Raw genomic sequence first — 19,135 nt, 5'->3', positions numbered from 1 at the left:
CACTCAGGCTCTCCTCGCGAAGGACTCTCACCAGATCCCACACGTCGTAGTGGGAGGGCGCTTCTGGCCTCGCGACGGCCCCCCCCCCCCCCCCCCCTCGACCGCGGACTACTCCCCGGAGGGACCCTGGTCCAGCACGCGGCCCTCGCCCGGCGCCAGCGTGCCCAGAATCCGCTCGAGATCCTCCATTGATGCGAACTCGACGGTGATCTTGCCCCGCTTCTGACCCAGGTCCACCTTCACCCGCGTCTCGAACCGGTCCGACAGCCGCGTCGCCAGCTCACTGAGCGCCGGAGAGACCCGGGCTCCGGCCCGCGGGCCCTTCGGCTTCACCGCGCCGGCCGATTCCGCCCCCATCAGGGAGACGATCTCCTCGACCGCGCGGACGGAGAGACCCTCGGCCACGATCCGATGCGCCAGCCGGTCCTGCGCCTCGGAGTCGTCCACCGAGAGCAGGGCCCGCGCATGACCGGCCGACAGCACGCCCGCCGCCACCCGGCGCTGCACCGACGGCGACAGCTTCAGCAGCCGCAGCGTGTTCGACACCTGCGGACGCGAACGCCCGATCCGGTCCGCCAGCTGGTCGTGGGTGCACTTGAAGTCCTGGAGGAGCTGGTCGTACGCCGCAGCCTCTTCCAGCGGGTTCAGCTGGGCCCGGTGCAGGTTCTCCAGCAGCGCGTCCAGCAGCAGCTTCTCGTCGTCCGTCGCCCGGATGATCGCCGGAATGCGCGGCAGGCCGGCCTCCCGGCACGCCCGCCACCGCCGCTCGCCCATGATCAGCTCGTAGCGGCCCGGGGCCGCCTGCCGTACGACCACCGGCTGGAGCAGGCCCACCTCCTGGATGGAGGTCACCAGCTCCGCCAGCGCGTCCTCGTCGAACACCTCGCGCGGCTGGCGCGGGTTCGGCGTGATCGCATCCATCGGAAGCTCCGCGAACGTCGCTCCCGCCACCTCCCCGAGCTCCGGGGCAGCCTGCGCCGCCTCGGCCACGGCCGGGAAAGCCGTCGATGTTTCACGTGAAACATCGGCCTGCGACAGCGCGGCCAGCTTCGCCGCCGCGATTCCGCGCTCCGAGGGCAGCACCGGTACGGCCGACGGAGACGTCGACCCGGAACTGATCACCGGCGGCGTCTTCTCCTGCGGAGCCGCGGGAATCAGCGCGCCGAGCCCCCGCCCCAGACCCCTACGTCGCTCACTCACTGGATCCCCTCCGCCATGCTCTGCGTGTTGTTCATGCCCGCACCCAGATGGGGGTGCTGGGGGTCGTACTGGATTCCGGCCCCGCGCAGCGCGATCTCGCGCGCCGCCTCCAGGTAGGAGAGGGAACCGCTGGAGCCCGGGTCATAGGTCAGCACCGTCTGCCCGTAGCTCGGGGCCTCGGAGATGCGGACCGACCGCGGGATGCTCGTGCGCAGCACCTCCTTGCCGAAGTGCGTGCGCACCTCCTCCGCCACCTGCGAAGCCAGCCGGGTCCTGCCGTCGTACATCGTCAGCAGGATCGTGGACACGTGCAGCGTGGGGTTCAGGTGGGCCCGCACCAGGTCGACGTTGCGCAGCAGCTGCCCCAGACCCTCCAGCGCGTAGTACTCGCACTGGATCGGGATCAGTACCTCCGCGCCCGCGACCAGGGCGTTCACGGTCAGCAGGCCCAGCGAGGGCGGGCAGTCGATCAGGATGTAGTCGAGCGGCTGCTCGTACGCCTGGATGGCCCGCTGGAGGCGGCTCTCGCGCGCCACGAGGGAGACCAGCTCGATCTCGGCGCCCGCCAGATCGATCGTGGCGGGGGCACAGAACAGCCCTTCCACGTCGGCCACCGGCTGGACGACCTCCATCAGCGGGCGGCTGTCCACGAGTACGTCGTAGATGGACGGCACGTCCGCGTGGTGGTCGATGCCCAACGCGGTGGAGGCGTTGCCCTGCGGGTCGAGGTCCACGACCAGGACCCGCGCACCGTGCAGAGCCAGGGAGGCGGCCAGGTTCACGGTCGACGTGGTCTTGCCCACGCCGCCCTTCTGGTTGGCCACCACCATGATCCGGGTCTGCGCGGGGCGGGGCAGGCCCTCGCTCGCACGGCCCAGGGCCTCGACCGCGATCTGGGCGGCACGGCCGATGGGCGTGTCTTCGTTGTCCACAAGCGGCGGGGCCGATGTTTCACGTGAAACATCGTCGCCCGGCGATTCGGAGCGGGGACCGGGGACCGGATCGGCCATCGGCCCCGCAAGGTTGGCGTCTGACCGCACGGTGTCACTCTCCTCGGCATCAGGCTCGCGATGAACAGAGCCTGCCATGTCGCCGGGGTTGCGAACCAGCGGGGCCCGTACTCCTGTGGATGAATCCACCATTGTGGACAACTCCGTCCCCCCTTCGTCCTCGCGGTGAGGGGGGGACGCAGCCGCACGACCGCGGCTGATGACTCCGTGCAGCAGAGAGCGACGTTTCACGTGAAACACGATGCCCGGACGGAGTCATCCGGCCGCTACGACACTCCGGCTGGAGCCTTCGGGGTCAGCGGCGCCGACGCGTACGGCTCACCCGGGCGGCCTTGGCCCGCTTCGCCGCGAACCTCACGCCTCCGGGGCTCTCGCCGACCTCGACCCGCACCACGGTCGAGAGCGGATCCACGATCCCCTCGCCGACATGCAGCACCGAGGTCTTCACCACACCGAGCTTGGTGAGCGCGGCCTTCGCCGCCACCAGCTCCTCCTCCGCGGTGTCACCCTTCAGCGCCAGCATTTCGCCGTACGGACGCAGCAGGGGCACGCCCCAGCCCGCGAGCCGGTCCAGGGGCGCGACCGCCCGAGCCGTCACCACGTGCACCGGCTGGAGCTTTCCGAGGACCTCCTCGGCCCGGCCCCGCACCACCGTCACATGGTCCAGCCCCAGCATTTCCACGACTTCCTGGAGGAAGTTGGTGCGGCGCAGCAGCGGCTCCAGAAGCGTGATCTTCAGGTCCCGGCGGACCAGGGCCAGCGGGATGCCGGGGAGGCCGGCGCCCGAACCCACATCGCAGACGGTCACACCCTCGGGCACGACCTCCGAGAGCACGGCGCAGTTGAGCAGGTGCCGCTCCCACAGGCGCGGTACCTCGCGCGGGCCGATGAGGCCTCGCTTGACCCCCGCGTCCGCCAGCAGCTCCGCGTACCGCACGGCTTCCGGGAAATGTTCGCCGAACACCGCACGCGCCTCTTCAGGTGCCGGGGGCGCTTCTTCAGGCGTCAGGGGAAGCTCAGCTGCCTCCGTCACGGGACCGTCCTTCCGTACCGCATGGTGTGAAAACCACGTCGTCACTGCCAGGCTGACAAACTTCGGCCCCGCCTGCGAGACAGACGGGGCCGGACACTACAGCTTCCGGTCAGGCCGGGAGCACGACGACGAAGCGCTGCGGCTCCTCGCCCTCGGACTCGCTCCGCAGACCGGCGGCCGCCACGGCATCGTGGACGACCTTCCGCTCGAAGGGGGTCATCGGGTCCAGCTTCAGGGGCTCGCCCGAAGCCTTCACCTCGTCCGCGGCCTTGGCACCGAGCGCGGTCAGTTCTTCGCGCTTCTTCGCCCGGAACCCACCGATGTCCAGCATCAGACGGCTGCGGTCACCGGTCTCGCGGTGCACGGCGAGGCGGGTCAGCTCCTGCAGGGCCTCGAGCACCTCGCCGTCACGGCCCACGAGCTTCTGCAGGTCGCGTGCGGATTCGCTGACGATGGAGACCGAGGCGCGGTCCGCCTCGACGTCCATGTCGATGTCGCCGTCCAGGTCGGCGATGTCCAGCAGACCCTCGAGGTAGTCGGCCGCGATCTCGCCCTCCTGCTCGAGGCGGGTCAGGGTGTCGCCACCCTCAGCGGCAGCGGCGGTGGTGGTGCCTTCCGTCACGGGAGGGGCTCCTTCTTACTTCTTGGAAGAGGGCTTGCTGGGGGGCGTCTGTCGCTGCGCCTTCGACTGCCGCTTGGGCTGCTGCCGCTTCTGGAGACCACCGCCGGCCGCATCCGCGTCGACGGTCGCCTCGACGCTCTTCGTCACCGAGCCGTCCGCCTGGGCGGCCATGCCCTGCTTGGTCAGAGCGGTGATGAACTTGCGCTCGTTGTCGTTGCGGTCCGGGCCCTTGGCCACGATCGCCGCGACGATCTTCTTCTTGCTCCGGCCCTTGATCGCGCCGTGGGTGGAGACGTGCTTCAGCAGGCGGGTCAGGTACTGGTCCTGGGCCTTGCTTCCCGGGGTCGGGTTCTGGCTGATCACGAACATCTGCTGACCCATGGTCCACAGGTTCGTGGTCAACCAGTAGATGAGGACGCCGACGGGGAAGTTGATGCCCATGACGGCGAAGATCAGCGGGAAGACGTACATGAGCATCTTCTGCTGCTGCATGAACGGCGTCTTGACCGAGAGGTCGACGTTCTTCTGCATCAGCTGGCGCTGCGTGTAGAACTGCGACAGCGACATCATGACGATCATGATCGCGGTGACCACGCGCACGTCGGTGATGGAGGCGCCCAGAGAGGCGGCCTTCTCCGCGCTGTCCGTGAACTTCGCCGCCAGCGGAGCACCGAAGATGTGCGCGTTACGGGCGCTCTCCAGGAGCGGGCCGTCGATCTGGCCGATCGGCTTGCCGTTCGCGATGCCGGAGAGCACGTGGTAGAGCGCGAAGAAGAACGGGGACTGCGCCAGGATGGGAAGGCACGAGGAGAGCGGGTTGGTACCCGTCTCCTTGTACAGCTTCATCATCTCTTCGGACTGGCGCTGCTTGTCGTTCTTGTAGCGCTCCTGGATCGCCTTCATCTTCGGCTGGATCGCCTGCATGCCACGCGTCGCCTTGATCTGCTTCACGAAGAGCGGGATCAGGCAGATGCGGATCAAGATCACCAGGGACACGATGGACAGGCCCCAGGCCCACCCACTGTCGGCGCCGAACATGGCGCCGTACACCTTGTGGAACTGGACGATGATCCACGAGACAGGCGTGGTGATAAAGCTGAACAAACCGGCAAACGTGTCCACTAATCAGGCTCCTTGAGCATTGCGAGATCGACGCAACGCACTGCGCAGCTGCTCGTGCCAACGCGGGCGTTTACGGGGTGGGACATGATCCACACCGCCCGGGGACCACGGATTGCACCGCAGGATCCGCCAGCCGGTCAGGACCGTCCCCTTCACCGCACCATGCCGGTCGATGGCCGTATACCCGTAGTGCGAACACGAGGGGTAGTAGCGGCACACCGGCCCGAGCAGCGGACTGATCGTCCACTGGTACAGCTTGATCAGTGCGAGCAGCGGGTACTTCATCGAGCCACGCCTCCCAAGAGCCGCAGCAATGCGGCGTCAAGGTCCCGGGCCAGCTCGTCGAGACCGGCATCGCCCGCTCCGGGCAGAGCCCGTACCACCACCAGGCTACCTGCGGGCAGCTGCGACAGCCGCTCGCGGATGAGATGGCGCAAACGGCGCTTGACCCGGTTGCGTACGACGGCACCGCCGACAGCCTTGCTGACGACGAAACCCGCACGCGTCGAGGGATCGATCTCCCCCGGCTCGTGCGGGTCCGTTGCACCGCTTGTACGTAGGTGTACGACGAGGAGCGGGCGACCAGCCCGACGGCCCCGACGTACCGCGCTCGCGAAGTCCTCGCGCCGCCTCAGCCGATTCTCGGGAGACAGCACGACGTCACGATCCGCCCGTCAGTTACGCGGAAAGGGCGGCGCGGCCCTTGCCACGACGGTTCGCGAGGATGGCGCGGCCGGCACGGGTACGCATCCGGAGACGGAAGCCGTGGGTCTTGGCACGACGGCGGTTGTTCGGCTGGAAGGTGCGCTTGCTCACTCGGGGGCTCCAGAGAATAAATCGTTGTGGCGGGACATCGCCTGGCTGTCACCGTGCGCCCACGAGGAAGAAACTCGCGTGTACGCCCGAGTGGCACCGCAAAACGATCACTATCAGTGATCTTCGCCCATCGGTAGGCAGGCGGCAGCAGCCATCGACAACTCGACCTCGTTACGGTACGCGCGGCTACGCCATCCGGTCAAACCGGGTCGGCTGGGCCTCACACTGTGCACAGGCTGTGGACAACGACTTGAACCGTACCCGTTGGCCTGACTACCGTTGACTGATCCCGGATTTTTCGTCCCGACCGTCCCAAAGAACCACACATTCGTGGGACCCCCTGTGAGAGAGCGTGCTCTGTGGCTGACGTACCTGCCGATCTTGCCGCAGTGTGGCCAAGGGTGCTCGAGAAGCTCCTCGGTGAGGGACAGAACAGCATCGAGCCCAAGGACAAGCAGTGGGTCGAGCGATGCCAGCCGCTGGCCCTCGTGGCCGACACCGCACTGCTCGCCGTCCCCAACGAGTACGGCAAGCGCGTGCTCGAAGGCCGGCTCGCCCCGCTCATCAGCGACGCCCTCAGCCGTGAGTGCGGCCGCCCGATCCGGATCGCCATCACCGTCGACGACTCCGCCGGCGAGCCCGCGCCCCAGGTGACGGACGCGCCGTCCGGCCGGGATTCCTACGAGTCCTACGGCGGCCAGCGCCCCGGAGGCCACACCGGACCCGGAGGCCACACCGGTCACACCGGCCCGAACTCCGGACCCGGCTCCTCCGACGACGACCGGCTCCCCACGGCCCGCCCCGCCTATCCGGACTACCAGCAGCCGCGCCCCGAGCCCGGCGCCTGGCCCCGCGGCGGCCAGCAGGACGACTACGGCTGGCAGCAGCCCCGCCTCGGCGGCTTCCCCGAGCGCGATCCGTACGCCTCCCCGCAGCCGGGCTACCTCCAGCAGCCCGACCCCTCCTCCTACGACCAGGGCTCCTACGAACAGCAGAAGTACGAGCAGCCGCGCCAGCAGTACGAGGACCCGCAGCAGCGCCCGTCCCGGTCGTACGAGCAGCAGCAGTACGAGCGGCCCGCCGCCCGCCCGGCGCCCAGCCGGCCCGCGCCCTCCGCCCCGTCCGGCGGCTCCACCTCGGGCCCGCTGGAGCCGACCGCCCGGCTGAACCCCAAGTACCTGTTCGACACCTTCGTCATCGGCGCCTCCAACCGCTTCGCGCACGCCGCCGCGGTGGCCGTCGCCGAGGCGCCGGCGAAGGCGTACAACCCCCTCTTCGTCTATGGGGAGTCGGGTCTCGGCAAGACGCACCTGCTGCACGCCATCGGGCACTACGCCCGCAGCCTCTACCCCGGCACCCGGGTGCGGTACGTGAGCTCCGAGGAGTTCACCAACGAGTTCATCAACTCGATCCGCGACGGCAAGGGCGACGCGTTCCGCAAGCGCTACCGCGAGATGGACATCCTGCTCGTCGACGACATCCAGTTCCTCGCGAGCAAGGAGTCGACGCAGGAGGAGTTCTTCCACACCTTCAATACGCTCCACAACGCCAACAAGCAGATCGTGCTCTCCTCCGACCGGCCGCCCAAGCAGCTCGTCACCCTGGAGGACCGGCTGCGCAACCGCTTCGAGTGGGGCCTGATCACCGACGTCCAGCCGCCCGAGCTGGAGACCCGCATCGCGATCCTGCGCAAGAAGGCGGTCCAGGAGCAGCTCAACGCCCCGCCGGAGGTACTGGAGTTCATCGCCTCCCGCATCTCGCGCAACATCCGCGAGCTGGAGGGGGCGCTGATCCGGGTCACGGCCTTCGCGAGCCTGAACCGGCAGCCGGTCGACCTGGGTCTGGCCGAGGACGTCCTGAAGAACCTGATCCCCGGCGGCGAGGACAGCGCGCCCGAGATCACGGCCAGCGACATCATGGCGGCCACCGCCGACTACTTCGGGCTCACCGTGGACGACCTCTGCGGCTCCTCGCGCAGCCGCGTGCTCGTCACCGCCCGGCAGATCGCCATGTACCTGTGCCGGGAGCTCACGGACCTCTCCCTGCCCAAGATCGGGGCACAGTTCGGCGGCCGCGACCACACCACCGTCATGCACGCGGACCGCAAGATCCGCGCCCTGATGGCCGAGCGCCGCTCCATCTACAACCAGGTAACCGAGCTCACCAACCGCATCAAGAACGGCTGACGCGGGCCCGTGCAAGGGCCGTACGGGCGTCGCCAGGACCTCCCCAAACGCTTCCAGAGGGCGCTCCCGGGTCACTTCGGGGGCGCCCTTCTTCGTGCGTGCGCCCCCGACTTGTTCGAATACGCCCCCAATGGAGCAACTCATCCACAGATTGGGCCACTTTCTTCTGTCCACACCCTGGGGACGGCCCGCCCCGCCCACAAAACTGTCCACAGGACCCGGGCGTGAGGCACCATCAGAGCTGGTCAGACCCCTGTGGAATTGTGCGCAAGCACTGTCCACAGGCTGTGGACAGAATTTTCATCCACAGGTTCGTCCACCGCGTTGTCCACCGGTGGTCCACAGCTTCCGGTGTCCTGTGCACAGGATCAGACGACTTCCCCACACCGTTGTCCACTGTTCGGCAACGGGGAAGCCCCTCTCACCGCCCCGAGTGAAAGCGGTCACACTGAAGTCGACGTTTGGGTTGTGGAGTACTGGGGGAAACCTGGGGACGCACCTGTGGAGTAGTCGGGGTCATCTGGGGACGGCCTGTGCAGAACTTTTCGTTCTCCACAGAGACACGGGGTTGTCCACCGGTGTCACCCACAGGGTGTGGGGATAAAAAACGCGGGCTGACCTGCGAAGACGGGCTTATCCACCGTTTCCACAGGCCCTACTACTACCCCCATAGAGAGTTAGCCCGGTTTCGGTTTTCAAGCAGGACCTGTGCACAACTCGGTGGATCGCCCTCCCCGACACCTCGCTCCCGACTTGACCGCCAGCAGCGACGACTGTCGGCGCCGTACGTCAGACTGGTCCCCGGCAACGGTCGAGGCATCGACGAGCCGACGACGAAGGCCGGCAGACGAGCGAGCAACAGCAGGAGGCGGTTTCCGGTGAAGATCCGGGTGGAGCGCGACGTACTCGCGGAGGCGGTGGCCTGGGCTGCTCGTAGCCTCCCGGCCCGGCCGCCGGTGCCCGTTCTCGCGGGCCTGCTGCTGAAGGCCGAGGAGGGCAAGCTGTCCCTCTCCGGCTTCGACTACGAGGTCTCGGCCCGTGTCTCCGTCGAGGCCGACGTCGAGGAGGACGGCACCGTCCTGGTGTCCGGCCGGCTGCTCGCCGACATCTGCCGCGCCCTGCCCAACCGGCCGGTGGAGATTTCCACAGACGGTGTACGGGCGACCGTGGTCTGCGGCTCCTCGCGGTTCACACTCCACACCCTGCCTGTGGAGGAGTACCCGGCGCTGCCGCAGATGCCCACCGCGACCGGCACCGTGCCCGGCGAGGTCTTCGCCTCCGCCGCCGCCCAGGTCGCCATCGCCGCCGGCCGCGACGACACGCTGCCCGTGCTGACCGGTGTCCGCATCGAGATCGAGGGCGACCGCGTCACCCTGGCCTCCACCGACCGCTACCGCTTCGCGGTCCGCGAGTTCCTGTGGAAGCCCGAGGACCCGGAGGCCTCCGCCGTGGCCCTGGTGCCCGCCAAGACCCTCCTGGACACCGCCAAGTCGCTCACCAGCGGCGACACGGTCACCATCGCGCTGTCGGGCTCCGGCCAGGGCGAGGGCCTCATCGGCTTCGAGGGCGCCGGCCGGCGCACCACCACCCGCCTCCTCGAGGGCGACCTGCCGAAGTACCGCACGCTCTTCCCGACGGAGTTCAACTCCGTCGCGGTGATCGAGACCGCCCCGTTCGTCGAGGCCGTCAAGCGCGTCGCCCTGGTCGCCGAGCGCAACACCCCGGTCCGCCTCAGCTTCGAGCAAGGCGTGCTGATCCTGGAGGCCGGCTCCTCCGACGACGCACAGGCTGTGGAGCGCGTCGACGCGAAGCTGGAGGGCGACGACATCTCGATCGCCTTCAACCCGACCTTCCTGCTGGACGGCCTGAGCGCGATCGACTCGCCGGCCGCGCAGCTCAGCTTCACGACCTCGACCAAGCCCGCGCTGCTCAGCGGCCGCCCGGCCGTCGACGCCGAGGCCGACGAGGCGTACAAGTACCTGATCATGCCCGTCCGCCTCTCCGGCTGAGACCCGGTCGGCACACGGCAGTGAGCACGGCGTCGGGCCCGGTCACGCTTCCCGCGGGGCCGGGCCCGACGTCGTCCTCCCGGCCCGGGCGCGCTGTCCGCGTCCTCAGTCCCGCCCGGAGCGCCCGTGGGGCCGGGCAGCGCCGCCCGGCGTACGCTCGGGACGGGGGAGGTCCCGAGCAGCAGGGGACCCCCGGCACAGACGGCCACAACGCTTAAGGAACCACCTGATGGAGCTTGGTCTCGTCGGTCTCGGCAAGATGGGCGGCAACATGCGCGAGCGCATCCGCCGCGCCGGCCACACCGTCATCGGATACGACCGCAACCCGGACCTCGCCGATGTCCACAGCCTCGCGGAACTTGTGGACGGCCTGCAGGCCCCCCGCGTGGTGTGGGTGATGGTCCCCGCGGGCGCGGCGACCCAGTCCACCGTCGACGAGCTCTCCGAGCTGCTCTCGCCGGGCGACATCGTCGTCGACGGCGGCAACTCGCGCTGGACCGACGACGAGAAGCACGCCGGCGAACTGGCGGCCAAGGGCATCGGTTTCGTCGACTGCGGCGTCTCGGGCGGCGTCTGGGGCCTGGAGAACGGCTACGCGCTGATGTACGGCGGCGACAAGGAACACGTCGCGGTCGTCCAGCCGGTGTTCGACGCCCTCAAGCCCGAGGGCCAGTTCGGGGCCGTGCACGCCGGCAAGGTCGGCGCCGGCCACTTCGCCAAGATGGTCCACAACGGCATCGAGTACGCCATGATGCAGGCCTACGCCGAGGGCTGGGAGCTCCTGGAGAAGGTCGACTCGGTCACCGACGTCCGCGAGGTCTTCCGGTCCTGGCAGGAGGGCACGGTCATCCGTTCCTGGCTGCTGGACCTGGCCGTGAACGCGCTGGACGAGGACGAGCACCTGCAGCAGCTGCGCGGCTTCGCGCAGGACTCGGGCGAGGGCCGCTGGACGGTCGAGGCCGCGATCGACAACGCCGTGCCGCTGCCGGCGATCACCGCCTCGCTGTTCGCGCGCTTCGCGTCCCGCCAGGACGACTCCCCGCAGATGAAGATGATCGCCGCGCTGCGCAACCAGTTCGGCGGCCACGCGGTCGAGAAGAAGTAATCCACAACCGCTCCACAGCAGCACAGAGCAGAGCAGCAGGAAGCCGGGGGAGGTCGGCGCCGTATGCATGTTTCGCATCTCTCGTTGGCCGACTTCCGCTCGTACGCCCGGGCCGAGGTTCCCCTCGACCCGGGCGTCACGGCTTTCGTGGGTCCCAACGGCCAGGGCAAGACGAACCTCGTCGAGGCGATCGGCTACCTCGCGACCCTCGGCAGCCACCGCGTCTCCGCCGACGCCCCCCTGGTGCGGATGGGCGCGGACCGGGCCGTCATCCGGGCCGCGGTCACCCAGGGCGAGCGTCAGCAGCTGGTGGAGCTCGAGCTGAACCCGGGCCGGGCGAACCGGGCGAGGATCAACCGGTCCTCGCAGGTCAGGCCCCGGGACGTGCTGGGCATCGTACGGACGGTGCTCTTCGCCCCCGAGGACCTGTCCCTGGTCAAGGGAGACCCGGGGGAGCGGCGCCGCTTCCTCGACGAACTCGTGACGGCCCGCTCGCCGCGCATGGCCGGGGTCCGCTCGGACTACGAGCGGGTGCTCAAGCAGCGCAACACCCTGCTGAAGTCGGCGGCGATGGCCCGCCGGCACGGCGGCCGCTCCATGGACCTGTCCACCCTGGACGTGTGGGACCAGCACCTCGCGCGCACGGGCGCCGAGCTGCTCGCCCAGCGGCTCGACCTGATCGCGACGCTGCTGCCGCTCGCGGACAAGGCGTACGAGCAGCTCGCGCCCGGCGGCGGCCCGCTCGGACTCTCCTACAAGTCCTCCGCCACCGCCGACGCGGTCGGCGAGGCCGTCACGGAGGCGGTCGCCGAGGCCGGAGCGGCCGTGGGCGGCGGCGCCCGCACCCGCGAGGCGCTGTACGAGGTGCTGCTCGCGGCGCTGGCCGACGTGCGCAAGCAGGAGATCGAGCGCGGCGTGACCCTCGTCGGCCCGCACCGCGACGACATGACCCTGCGCCTGGGCGAGCTTCCGGCCAAGGGGTACGCGAGCCACGGCGAGTCCTGGTCGTACGCACTGGCCCTGCGCCTGGCCTCCTACGAGCTGCTGCGCTCCGAGGGCAGCGAGCCGGTGCTGATCCTCGACGACGTGTTCGCGGAGCTCGACGAGCGCCGACGGGAGCGGCTGGCGGAGCTGGTGGCCCCCGGCGAGCAGGTGCTGGTGACGGCGGCGGTGGACGACGACGTCCCGGGGGTGCTGATCGGGACGCGGTTCGCGGTGTCCGGCGGTGAGGTGAACCGGTTGTGAGCGAGAACGAGCAGGGCGGCGGTGGCGGCCGGGAGCCCGCGCGCAAGGTCCCGGAGTTCTCGGGCGTGGACCTGGCGCGCCAGGCGCTGGCGGCCGCCAAGGAAGCGGCGCGCGCCCGGGGCAACGCGGCCACGGGCAAGAAGCGCCCCTATCAGCAGGGCCTGCGTTCGGGGGCCCGGGCGGACGGCCGGGACCCGATGCCGCTGATGGCGGCGCTGGACCGGCTGCGGACCGAGCGCGGCTGGGAGATGCCGATGGCGGTGGCGGGCGTGATGGAGCGCTGGCCCGAGATCGTCGGCCCGGACATCGCGGCGCACTGCGTGCCGGACCGCTACGAGGACCGCGAGCTGGTGGTGCGCTGCGACTCCTCGGCGTGGGCGGCGCAGCTGAAACTGCTGGCTCCGCAGCTGGTGGCGCGGCTGAACGCGGACCTGGGGCAGGGCACGGTCCGGCTGATCAAGGTGCACGGGCCGGGCGGCGGGCCGAAGCGGTACGGGCCGTGGCGGGCGCCGGGCAGCACGGGCCCGGGGGACAACTACGGGTGAGCGCGCGAGGTCCCGTACGGACCTCAGGCGCCCGTGGCCCGCGCGGGTCCCGGCGGACCCGGCGTCCGGTCCCCCCGCACCTCCGCACCCCCGGCGGACCTCCGCGCCGCCTCTACGCCGCCTCCGCGCGGGTTCCCCGGGGCTCCCCGCGCCCGCTTCCGCGCCGCCCGGCCGGAGCCGGCTCGAGCGTCCGCGCGAGGGCCCGTACGGACGGCCCGCGACCGGGACGTACGCCCGCTGCGAACGTCCGCGCGGGTGGCGTCCCTCACGGTAGCGGGAGGTTGACAGCCCGAAGCGCTCAATGCCCGTGTGAGCCTCTTTGAGCCCCTCCCTGGATATGGGGAGTCGGAGAGAGAGGTTTCCGGGCGGCACATGCGGACTCAGGTACCGGCAAACGCCCATTCATGGGGGTGATACCGGTAGACTGAACGAGAATCCCGCGCTTGCGCGGGATCCAGTCGAGTAAAGCTGACCACCGCTGACAACGCAGATCGACGCAGCCGCTCCCGCTTGCATGCCTGCCGGCCCGGAGTACGGCCTGTGCTGTGCCAGAAAGGGCGCTTCGTGGCCGATTCCGGCAACCCCAACGACAACCAGTCCACAGCCGGCCAGAACGGCGGCGACCCCGCTGCACCCGTTGAGTACACCGGCAACCAGATCCAGGTCCTCGAAGGCCTTGACGCGGTCCGCAAGCGGCCCGGCATGTACATCGGCTCCACCGGCGAGCGGGGCCTTCACCACCTCGTCTACGAGGTCGTCGACAACTCCGTCGACGAGGCCCTCGCCGGCCACGCGGACACCATCGACGTCACGATCCTGGCCGACGGCGGCGTGCGCGTCGTCGACAACGGCCGAGGCATCCCCGTCGACATCGTGCCCTCCGAGGGCAAGTCGGCCGTCGAGGTCGTACTGACCGTCCTGCACGCGGGCGGCAAGTTCGGCGGCGGCGGTTACTCCGTCTCCGGCGGTCTGCACGGCGTCGGCGTCTCCGTCGTCAACGCCCTGTCGACGAGGGTCGCGGTCGACGTCCGCAAGGACGGCTACCGCTGGAGCCAGGACTACAAGCTCGGCGTCCCGACGGCACCCCTCGCCAAGAACGAGGAGACGTCCGAGACGGGCACCACGGTGACCTTCTGGGCCGACGGCGACATCTTCGAGACGACCGAGTACTCCTTCGAGACGCTCTCGCGCCGCTTCCAGGAGATGGCCTTCCTCAACAAGGGCCTGACCCTCACGCTGACCGACGAGCGCGAGTCCGCGAAGGCGACGATGGGCGCGGACTCGGCCGAGGAGGCCGACGACGACCAGGCGCGCACGGTGAAGTACTTCTACGAGGGCGGCATCGTCGACTTCGTGAAGTACCTCAACTCGCGCAAGGGCGAGCTGATCCACCCGACCGTCATCGACGTCGAGGCCGAGGACAAGGAGCGCACGCTCTCGGTCCAGATCGCGATGCAGTGGAACTCGCAGTACACCGAGGGGGTCTACTCCTTCGCGAACACGATCCACACGCACGAGGGCGGTACCCACGAAGAGGGCTTCCGCGCGGCGATGACCGGTCTGGTCAACCGCTACGCGCGGGAGAAGAAGTTCCTGCGCGAGAAGGACGACAACCTCGCGGGCGAGGACATCCGCGAGGGTCTGACGGCGATCATCTCGGTGAAGCTGGGCGAGCCGCAGTTCGAGGGCCAGACGAAGACCAAGCTGGGCAACACGGAGGCCAAGACCTTCGTGCAGAAGGTCGTGCACGAGCACCTCAACGACTGGTTCGACCGGAACCCGAACGAGGCCTCGGACATCATCCGCAAGGCGATCCAGGCGGCCACGGCGCGCGTCGCGGCCCGCAAGGCCCGCGACCTCACCCGCCGCAAGGGCCTGCTGGAGAGCGCCTCGCTGCCGGGCAAGCTGTCCGACTGCCAGTCGAACGACCCGACCCAGTGCGAGATCTTCATCGTCGAGGGCGACTCGGCCGGCGGCTCCGCGAAGTCCGGCCGCAACCCGATGTACCAGGCCATCCTGCCCATCCGCGGCAAGATCCTGAACGTCGAGAAGGCCCGTATCGACAAGATCCTCCAGAACACCGAGGTCCAGGCGCTGATCAGCGCCTTCGGCACCGGCGTGCACGAGGACTTCGACATCGAGAAGCTCCGCTATCACAAGATCATCTTGATGGCGGACGCCGACGTCGACGGCCAGCACATCAACACCCTGCTGCTGACCTTCCTGTTCCGCTTCATGCGGCCGCTGGTCGAGGCCGGTCACGTCTACCTGTCGCGCCCGCCGCTGTACAAGATCAAGTGGGGTCGCGACGACTTCGAGTACGCGTACTCGGACCGCGAGCGCGACGCGCTGGTGGAGCTCGGCAAGCAGAACGGCAAGCGGATCAAGGAAGACTCGATCCAGCGCTTCAAGGGTCTGGGCGAGATGAACGCCGAGGAACTGCGCGTCACCACCATGGACGTGGACCACCGTGTCCTCGGCCAGGTCACGCTGGACGACGCGGCGCAGGCCGACGACCTGTTCTCGGTGCTGATGGGTGAGGACGTCGAGGCGCGGCGCTCCTTCATCCAGCGCAACGCCAAGGACGTCCGCTTCCTCGACATCTGAGTCGGCTCCGCTGACCGCCGCCTGAAAGGACTTCTGACCAGCAATGGCCGACGAAACCACCCCCACCGCAGAAAACCCCGCGGAGGAGCAGCCCGTGCTGCGCATCGAGCCCGTCGGGCTCGAGACGGAGATGCAGCGCTCCTACCTCGACTACGCGATGTCCGTCATCGTCTCGCGCGCCCTGCCGGACGTGCGCGACGGCCTCAAGCCGGTGCACCGCCGCGTGCTGTACGCGATGTACGACGGCGGCTACCGGCCCGAGAAGGGCTTCTACAAGTGCGCCCGCGTCGTCGGCGACGTCATGGGCACGTACCACCCGCACGGTGACAGCTCGATCTACGACGCCCTGGTCCGCCTGGCCCAGCCGTGGTCGCTGCGCATGCCGCTGGTGGACAGCAACGGCAACTTCGGCTCCCCGGGCAACGACCCGGCCGCCGCGATGCGCTACACCGAGTGCAAGCTGATGCCGCTGGCCATGGAGATGCTCCGGGACATCGACGAGGAGACCGTCGACTTCACGGACAACTACGACGGCCGCAACCAGGAGCCGACGGTCCTGCCGGCGCGCTTCCCGAACCTGCTGATCAACGGTTCCGCTGGCATCGCGGTCGGCATGGCGACCAACATCCCGCCGCACAACCTGCGCGAGGTCGCGGCCGGCGCCCAGTGGGCGCTGGAGCACCCGGAGGCCTCGCACGAGGAGCTCCAGGACGCGCTCATCGAGCGGATCAAGGGCCCGGACTTCCCGTCGGGCGCCCTGGTCGTGGGCCGCAAGGGCATCGAGGAGGCGTACCGGACCGGTCGCGGCTCCATCACGATGCGCGCGGTGGTCGAGGTCGAGGAGATCCAGAACCGCCAGTGCCTGGTGGTCACGGAGCTCCCGTACCAGACCAACCCCGACAACCTGGCGCAGAAGATCGCCGACCTGGTGAAGGACGCCAAGGTCGGCGGCATCGCCGACGTCCGCGACGAGACCTCGTCCCGGACCGGCCAGCGCCTGGTGATCGTCCTCAAGCGCGACGCCGTCGCCAAGGTCGTGCTGAACAACCTCTACAAGCACACCGACCTGCAGACGAACTTCGGCGCGAACATGCTGGCGCTCGTGGACGGCGTACCGCGCACGCTGTCGATCGACGCGTTCATCCGTCACTGGGTGGCGCACCAGATCGAGGTCATCGTCCGGCGCACGAAGTTCCGCCTGCGCAAGGCGGAGGAGCGCGCCCACATCCTGCGCGGTCTGCTCAAGGCGCTGGACGCGATCGACGAGGTCATCGCGCTGATCCGGCGCAGCAACACAGTCGAGATCGCCCGCGAGGGCCTGATGGGCCTGCTGTCGATCGACGAGATCCAGGCGAACGCGATCCTGGAGATGCAGCTGCGCCGCCTCGCGGCCCTGGAGCGGCAGAAGATCGTCGCCGAGCACGACGAACTCCAGGCCAAGATCAACGAGTACAACGCGATCCTGGCCTCCGAGGAGCGCCAGCGGCAGATCGTCAGCGAGGAACTGGCGGCCATCGTCGAGAAGTTCGGCGACGACCGGCGCTCCAAGCTGGTGCCCTTCGACGGCGACATGTCCATGGAGGACCTGATCGCCGAAGAGGACATCGTCGTCACGATCACCCACGGCGGGTACGTCAAGCGCACCAAGACCGAGGACTACCGCTCGCAGAAGCGCGGCGGCAAGGGCGTGCGCGGCACGAAGCTGAAGCAGGACGACCTCGTCGACCACTTCTTCGTGTCCACCACGCACCACTGGCTGCTCTTCTTCACGAACAAGGGCCGCGTCTACCGGTCCAAGGCGTACGAGCTGCCGGACGCCGGCCGGGACGCGCGCGGTCAGCACGTGGCGAACCTGCTGGCCTTCCAGCCGGACGAGAAGATCGCCCAGATCCTCGCGATCCGCGACTACGAGGCGGCGCCCTACCTGATCCTGGCCACCAAGGGCGGCCTGGTGAAGAAGACGGCGCTCAAGGACTACGACTCGCCCCGTTCGGGCGGCGTCATCGCCATCAACCTCCGCGAGACGGAGGACGGCAGCGACGACGAACTGATCGGCGCCGAGCTGGTGTCCGCCGAGGACGACCTGCTGCTCATCAGCAAGAAGGCGCAGTCGATCCGCTTCACGGCGACCGACGACGCGCTGCGCCCGATGGGCCGCGCCACCTCGGGCGTGAAGGGCATGAGTTTCCGCGGCGGGGACGAACTGCTCTCGATGAGCGTCGTCCGGCCGGGTACGTTCGTCTTCACCGCGACCGACGGCGGCTACGCCAAGCGGACGCCGGTGGACGAGTACCGCGTCCAGGGCCGTGGCGGCCTGGGCATCAAGGCAGCCAAGATCGTGGAGGACCGCGGCTCGCTCGTGGGCGCGCTCGTGGTGGACGAAACGGACGAGATTCTCGCCATCACCCTCGGCGGTGGTGTGATTCGTACGCGCGTCAACGAAGTACGGGAGACCGGCCGTGACACCATGGGCGTCCAGCTGATCAACCTGGGCAAGCGGGATGCCGTCGTCGGTATCGCCCGCAACGCGGAGGCCGGTCAGGATGCTGACGAGGTCGACGACAGCGAGACCGAGAACGAGAACGAGACCGAGATCGGGACCGGAGCGGCCGTCGAAGGACAGGCCGCCGAGGCCGCCGGGGGCACGGAGCCTTCGGCTGGGGAGCACGAGGAGTAAGCGTGAGTGGAGCCACGGGCGCCGGACCGGCCAAGACTGGAGAGAACGGTGCCCGTGGCCCCGCCGCGGACTCCCAGGGGGGAACTGTGACGGACACCCGAGGACCGCAGCCGCCTCAGTCACCGCAGGCGCAGGCCGGCCCGCAGCCGCCTTACCACCCGCCGCAGGCGTACGCGGCGCCCTCGGGCCCCGCGGCGCCGCGCGGCGGCGGCGACACCGGTGCGCAGCGCAAGCCGCGCACCGGGGCCCGTACGGCGCCCAGGACGCGCAAGGCGCGGCTCAGGGTAGCCAAGGCCGACCCCTGGTCGGTGATGAAGGTCAGCTTCCTGCTGTCGATCGCGCTGGGCGTGTGCACGATCGTCGCGTCGGTGGTGCTGTGGATGGTCATGGACGCCATGGGCATCTTCTCCAGCGTCGGCGGGACGATCAGTGAGGCGACCGGCTCGAACGAGAGCAACGGCTTCGACCTCCAGAGCTTCCTGTCGCTGCCGCGCGTCCTGATCTTCACGTCGGTGATCTCGGTCATCGACGTGGTCCTCATGACGGCGCTGGCGACCCTGGGCGCGTTCATCTACAACCTGTCGGCGGGATTCGTCGGCGGTGTGGAGCTGACGCTCGCCGAGGACGAGTAGCCCCCTCCGCGGACGGGCCGCGGACGGGGCTGATGACCTGCGCAGACGGGTCGCGGCAGTCAATTTTGGAGTCACCGGGTCTGTGCGCTAACCTTCAGAAGTCAGCGCGCAGCGCGGATGGGGCTATAGCTCAGTTGGTTAGAGCGCATCCCTGATAAGGATGAGGCCACAGGTTCAAATCCTGTTAGCCCCACAGTGTCGAAGACCCCCAGGCCCATGGCCTGGGGGTCTTCTGCGTAGGGCCAGTTGGGCCGTGCCGTTCCTGTCGGAAGGTCACCGATCGGATATCGGGCGGTGTGTATTGTTGGGCGCCAGAAGTCCCCTAC

At 69.1% G+C, this 19,135-nt stretch carries 16 protein-coding genes and 1 tRNA gene; 9 read left to right on the top strand and 8 right to left on the bottom strand.

Translation table 11 applies throughout. The features are described 5' to 3' along the window. Window positions 1-108: 108 nt before the first annotated feature. From ACWF9Z_RS07490 to rpmH, 8 genes are all read right to left on the bottom strand, one after another. Window positions 109-1,200: a ParB/RepB/Spo0J family partition protein gene (locus tag ACWF9Z_RS07490; protein WP_453598459.1), complete on the bottom strand. Its 1,092-nt coding sequence runs from the start codon at window positions 1,198-1,200 to the stop codon at window positions 109-111. Beyond that, window positions 1,197-2,288 (bottom strand): ParA family protein, encoded by a 1,092-nt coding sequence (locus ACWF9Z_RS07485; protein ID WP_453598457.1) that lies wholly within the window; start codon window positions 2,286-2,288, stop codon window positions 1,197-1,199. Before ACWF9Z_RS07485 ends, ACWF9Z_RS07490 begins: the two co-directional genes overlap by 4 nt. A gap of 217 nt (window positions 2,289-2,505) precedes the next feature. Further along, window positions 2,506-3,219, bottom strand: coding sequence for a 16S rRNA (guanine(527)-N(7))-methyltransferase RsmG (rsmG, locus tag ACWF9Z_RS07480; protein WP_356652848.1), 714 nt, complete (start codon window positions 3,217-3,219; stop codon window positions 2,506-2,508). A gap of 133 nt (window positions 3,220-3,352) precedes the next feature. Further along, window positions 3,353-3,865 (bottom strand): Jag family protein, encoded by a 513-nt coding sequence (locus tag ACWF9Z_RS07475; RefSeq protein ID WP_453598455.1) that lies wholly within the window; start codon window positions 3,863-3,865, stop codon window positions 3,353-3,355. 15 nt (window positions 3,866-3,880) lie between these two features. Next, on the bottom strand, window positions 3,881-4,987 hold the full coding sequence (yidC, locus tag ACWF9Z_RS07470) for a membrane protein insertase YidC (protein WP_453598453.1): 1,107 nt from the start codon (window positions 4,985-4,987) through the stop codon (window positions 3,881-3,883). 3 nt (window positions 4,988-4,990) lie between these two features. Beyond that, window positions 4,991-5,272, bottom strand: coding sequence for a membrane protein insertion efficiency factor YidD (yidD, locus tag ACWF9Z_RS07465; RefSeq protein ID WP_215021225.1), 282 nt, complete (start codon window positions 5,270-5,272; stop codon window positions 4,991-4,993). Continuing rightward, window positions 5,269-5,643 carry a ribonuclease P protein component gene (gene rnpA / locus ACWF9Z_RS07460; protein ID WP_453598452.1) on the bottom strand — a complete coding sequence of 125 codons (375 nt, stop codon included), beginning with the start codon at window positions 5,641-5,643 and terminating at the stop codon, window positions 5,269-5,271. The genes yidD and rnpA overlap by 4 nt, the downstream gene beginning before the upstream one ends. Window positions 5,644-5,665: 22 nt before the next feature. Next, on the bottom strand, window positions 5,666-5,803 hold the full coding sequence (gene rpmH, locus ACWF9Z_RS07455; protein ID WP_008741645.1) for a 50S ribosomal protein L34: 138 nt from the start codon (window positions 5,801-5,803) through the stop codon (window positions 5,666-5,668). 359 nt (window positions 5,804-6,162) lie between these two features. Between rpmH and dnaA the strand changes: the two genes are divergently transcribed. The 9 genes from dnaA (at window position 6,163) to ACWF9Z_RS07410 (ending at window position 19,002) form a co-directional block, all read left to right on the top strand. Next, window positions 6,163-7,989 (top strand): chromosomal replication initiator protein DnaA, encoded by a 1,827-nt coding sequence (gene dnaA / locus ACWF9Z_RS07450; RefSeq protein ID WP_453598449.1) that lies wholly within the window; start codon window positions 6,163-6,165, stop codon window positions 7,987-7,989. Between the two features lie 878 nt (window positions 7,990-8,867). Further along, the gene (gene dnaN, locus ACWF9Z_RS07445) at window positions 8,868-9,998 is read left to right on the top strand and encodes a DNA polymerase III subunit beta (RefSeq protein WP_356652810.1); all 1,131 of its coding nucleotides are present in this window, start codon (window positions 8,868-8,870) and stop codon (window positions 9,996-9,998) included. Window positions 9,999-10,227: 229 nt separating this feature from the next. Next, on the top strand, window positions 10,228-11,103 hold the full coding sequence (gene gnd, locus ACWF9Z_RS07440) for a phosphogluconate dehydrogenase (NAD(+)-dependent, decarboxylating) (protein ID WP_453598447.1): 876 nt from the start codon (window positions 10,228-10,230) through the stop codon (window positions 11,101-11,103). 63 nt (window positions 11,104-11,166) lie between these two features. Then, window positions 11,167-12,348, top strand: coding sequence for a DNA replication/repair protein RecF (recF, locus tag ACWF9Z_RS07435; RefSeq protein ID WP_453598445.1), 1,182 nt, complete (start codon window positions 11,167-11,169; stop codon window positions 12,346-12,348). Continuing rightward, complete coding sequence (locus ACWF9Z_RS07430) at window positions 12,345-12,893, top strand: DUF721 domain-containing protein (protein WP_453598443.1); 549 nt, start codon at window positions 12,345-12,347, stop codon at window positions 12,891-12,893. Before recF ends, ACWF9Z_RS07430 begins: the two co-directional genes overlap by 4 nt. Before the next feature lie 540 nt (window positions 12,894-13,433). Next, on the top strand, window positions 13,434-15,500 hold the full coding sequence (gyrB, locus tag ACWF9Z_RS07425) for a DNA topoisomerase (ATP-hydrolyzing) subunit B (RefSeq protein WP_453598441.1): 2,067 nt from the start codon (window positions 13,434-13,436) through the stop codon (window positions 15,498-15,500). 43 nt (window positions 15,501-15,543) lie between these two features. After that, window positions 15,544-18,177, top strand: a complete 2,634-nt coding sequence (gene gyrA / locus ACWF9Z_RS07420; RefSeq protein ID WP_453598439.1) for a DNA gyrase subunit A — start codon at window positions 15,544-15,546, stop codon at window positions 18,175-18,177. An 86-nt stretch (window positions 18,178-18,263) separates the two neighbouring features. Continuing rightward, window positions 18,264-18,809, top strand: coding sequence for a DUF3566 domain-containing protein (locus ACWF9Z_RS07415; RefSeq protein WP_453598438.1), 546 nt, complete (start codon window positions 18,264-18,266; stop codon window positions 18,807-18,809). 119 nt (window positions 18,810-18,928) lie between these two features. Beyond that, window positions 18,929-19,002: transfer RNA gene (locus ACWF9Z_RS07410), tRNA-Ile, on the top strand. Window positions 19,003-19,135 lie beyond the last annotated feature (133 nt).

This window comes from Streptomyces sp. NPDC054961 (assembly GCF_053609145.1).
Note: the sequence above shows the minus strand (reverse complement) of the source record. Positions and strands in the feature narration are given on the sequence as shown.

Excerpts from the sequence above, each read along its gene's own strand:
- ACWF9Z_RS07485 (WP_453598457.1), bottom strand. The coding sequence starts at position 2,288 with ATGGCAGGCTCTGTTCATCGCGAGCCTGATGCCGAGGAGAGTGACACC.
- yidD (WP_215021225.1), bottom strand. The coding sequence starts at position 5,272 with ATGAAGTACCCGCTGCTCGCACTGATCAAGCTGTACCAGTGGACGATC.
- gnd (WP_453598447.1), top strand. The coding sequence starts at position 10,228 with ATGGAGCTTGGTCTCGTCGGTCTCGGCAAGATGGGCGGCAACATGCGC.
- recF (WP_453598445.1), top strand. The coding sequence starts at position 11,167 with ATGCATGTTTCGCATCTCTCGTTGGCCGACTTCCGCTCGTACGCCCGG.
- gyrA (WP_453598439.1), top strand. The coding sequence starts at position 15,544 with ATGGCCGACGAAACCACCCCCACCGCAGAAAACCCCGCGGAGGAGCAG.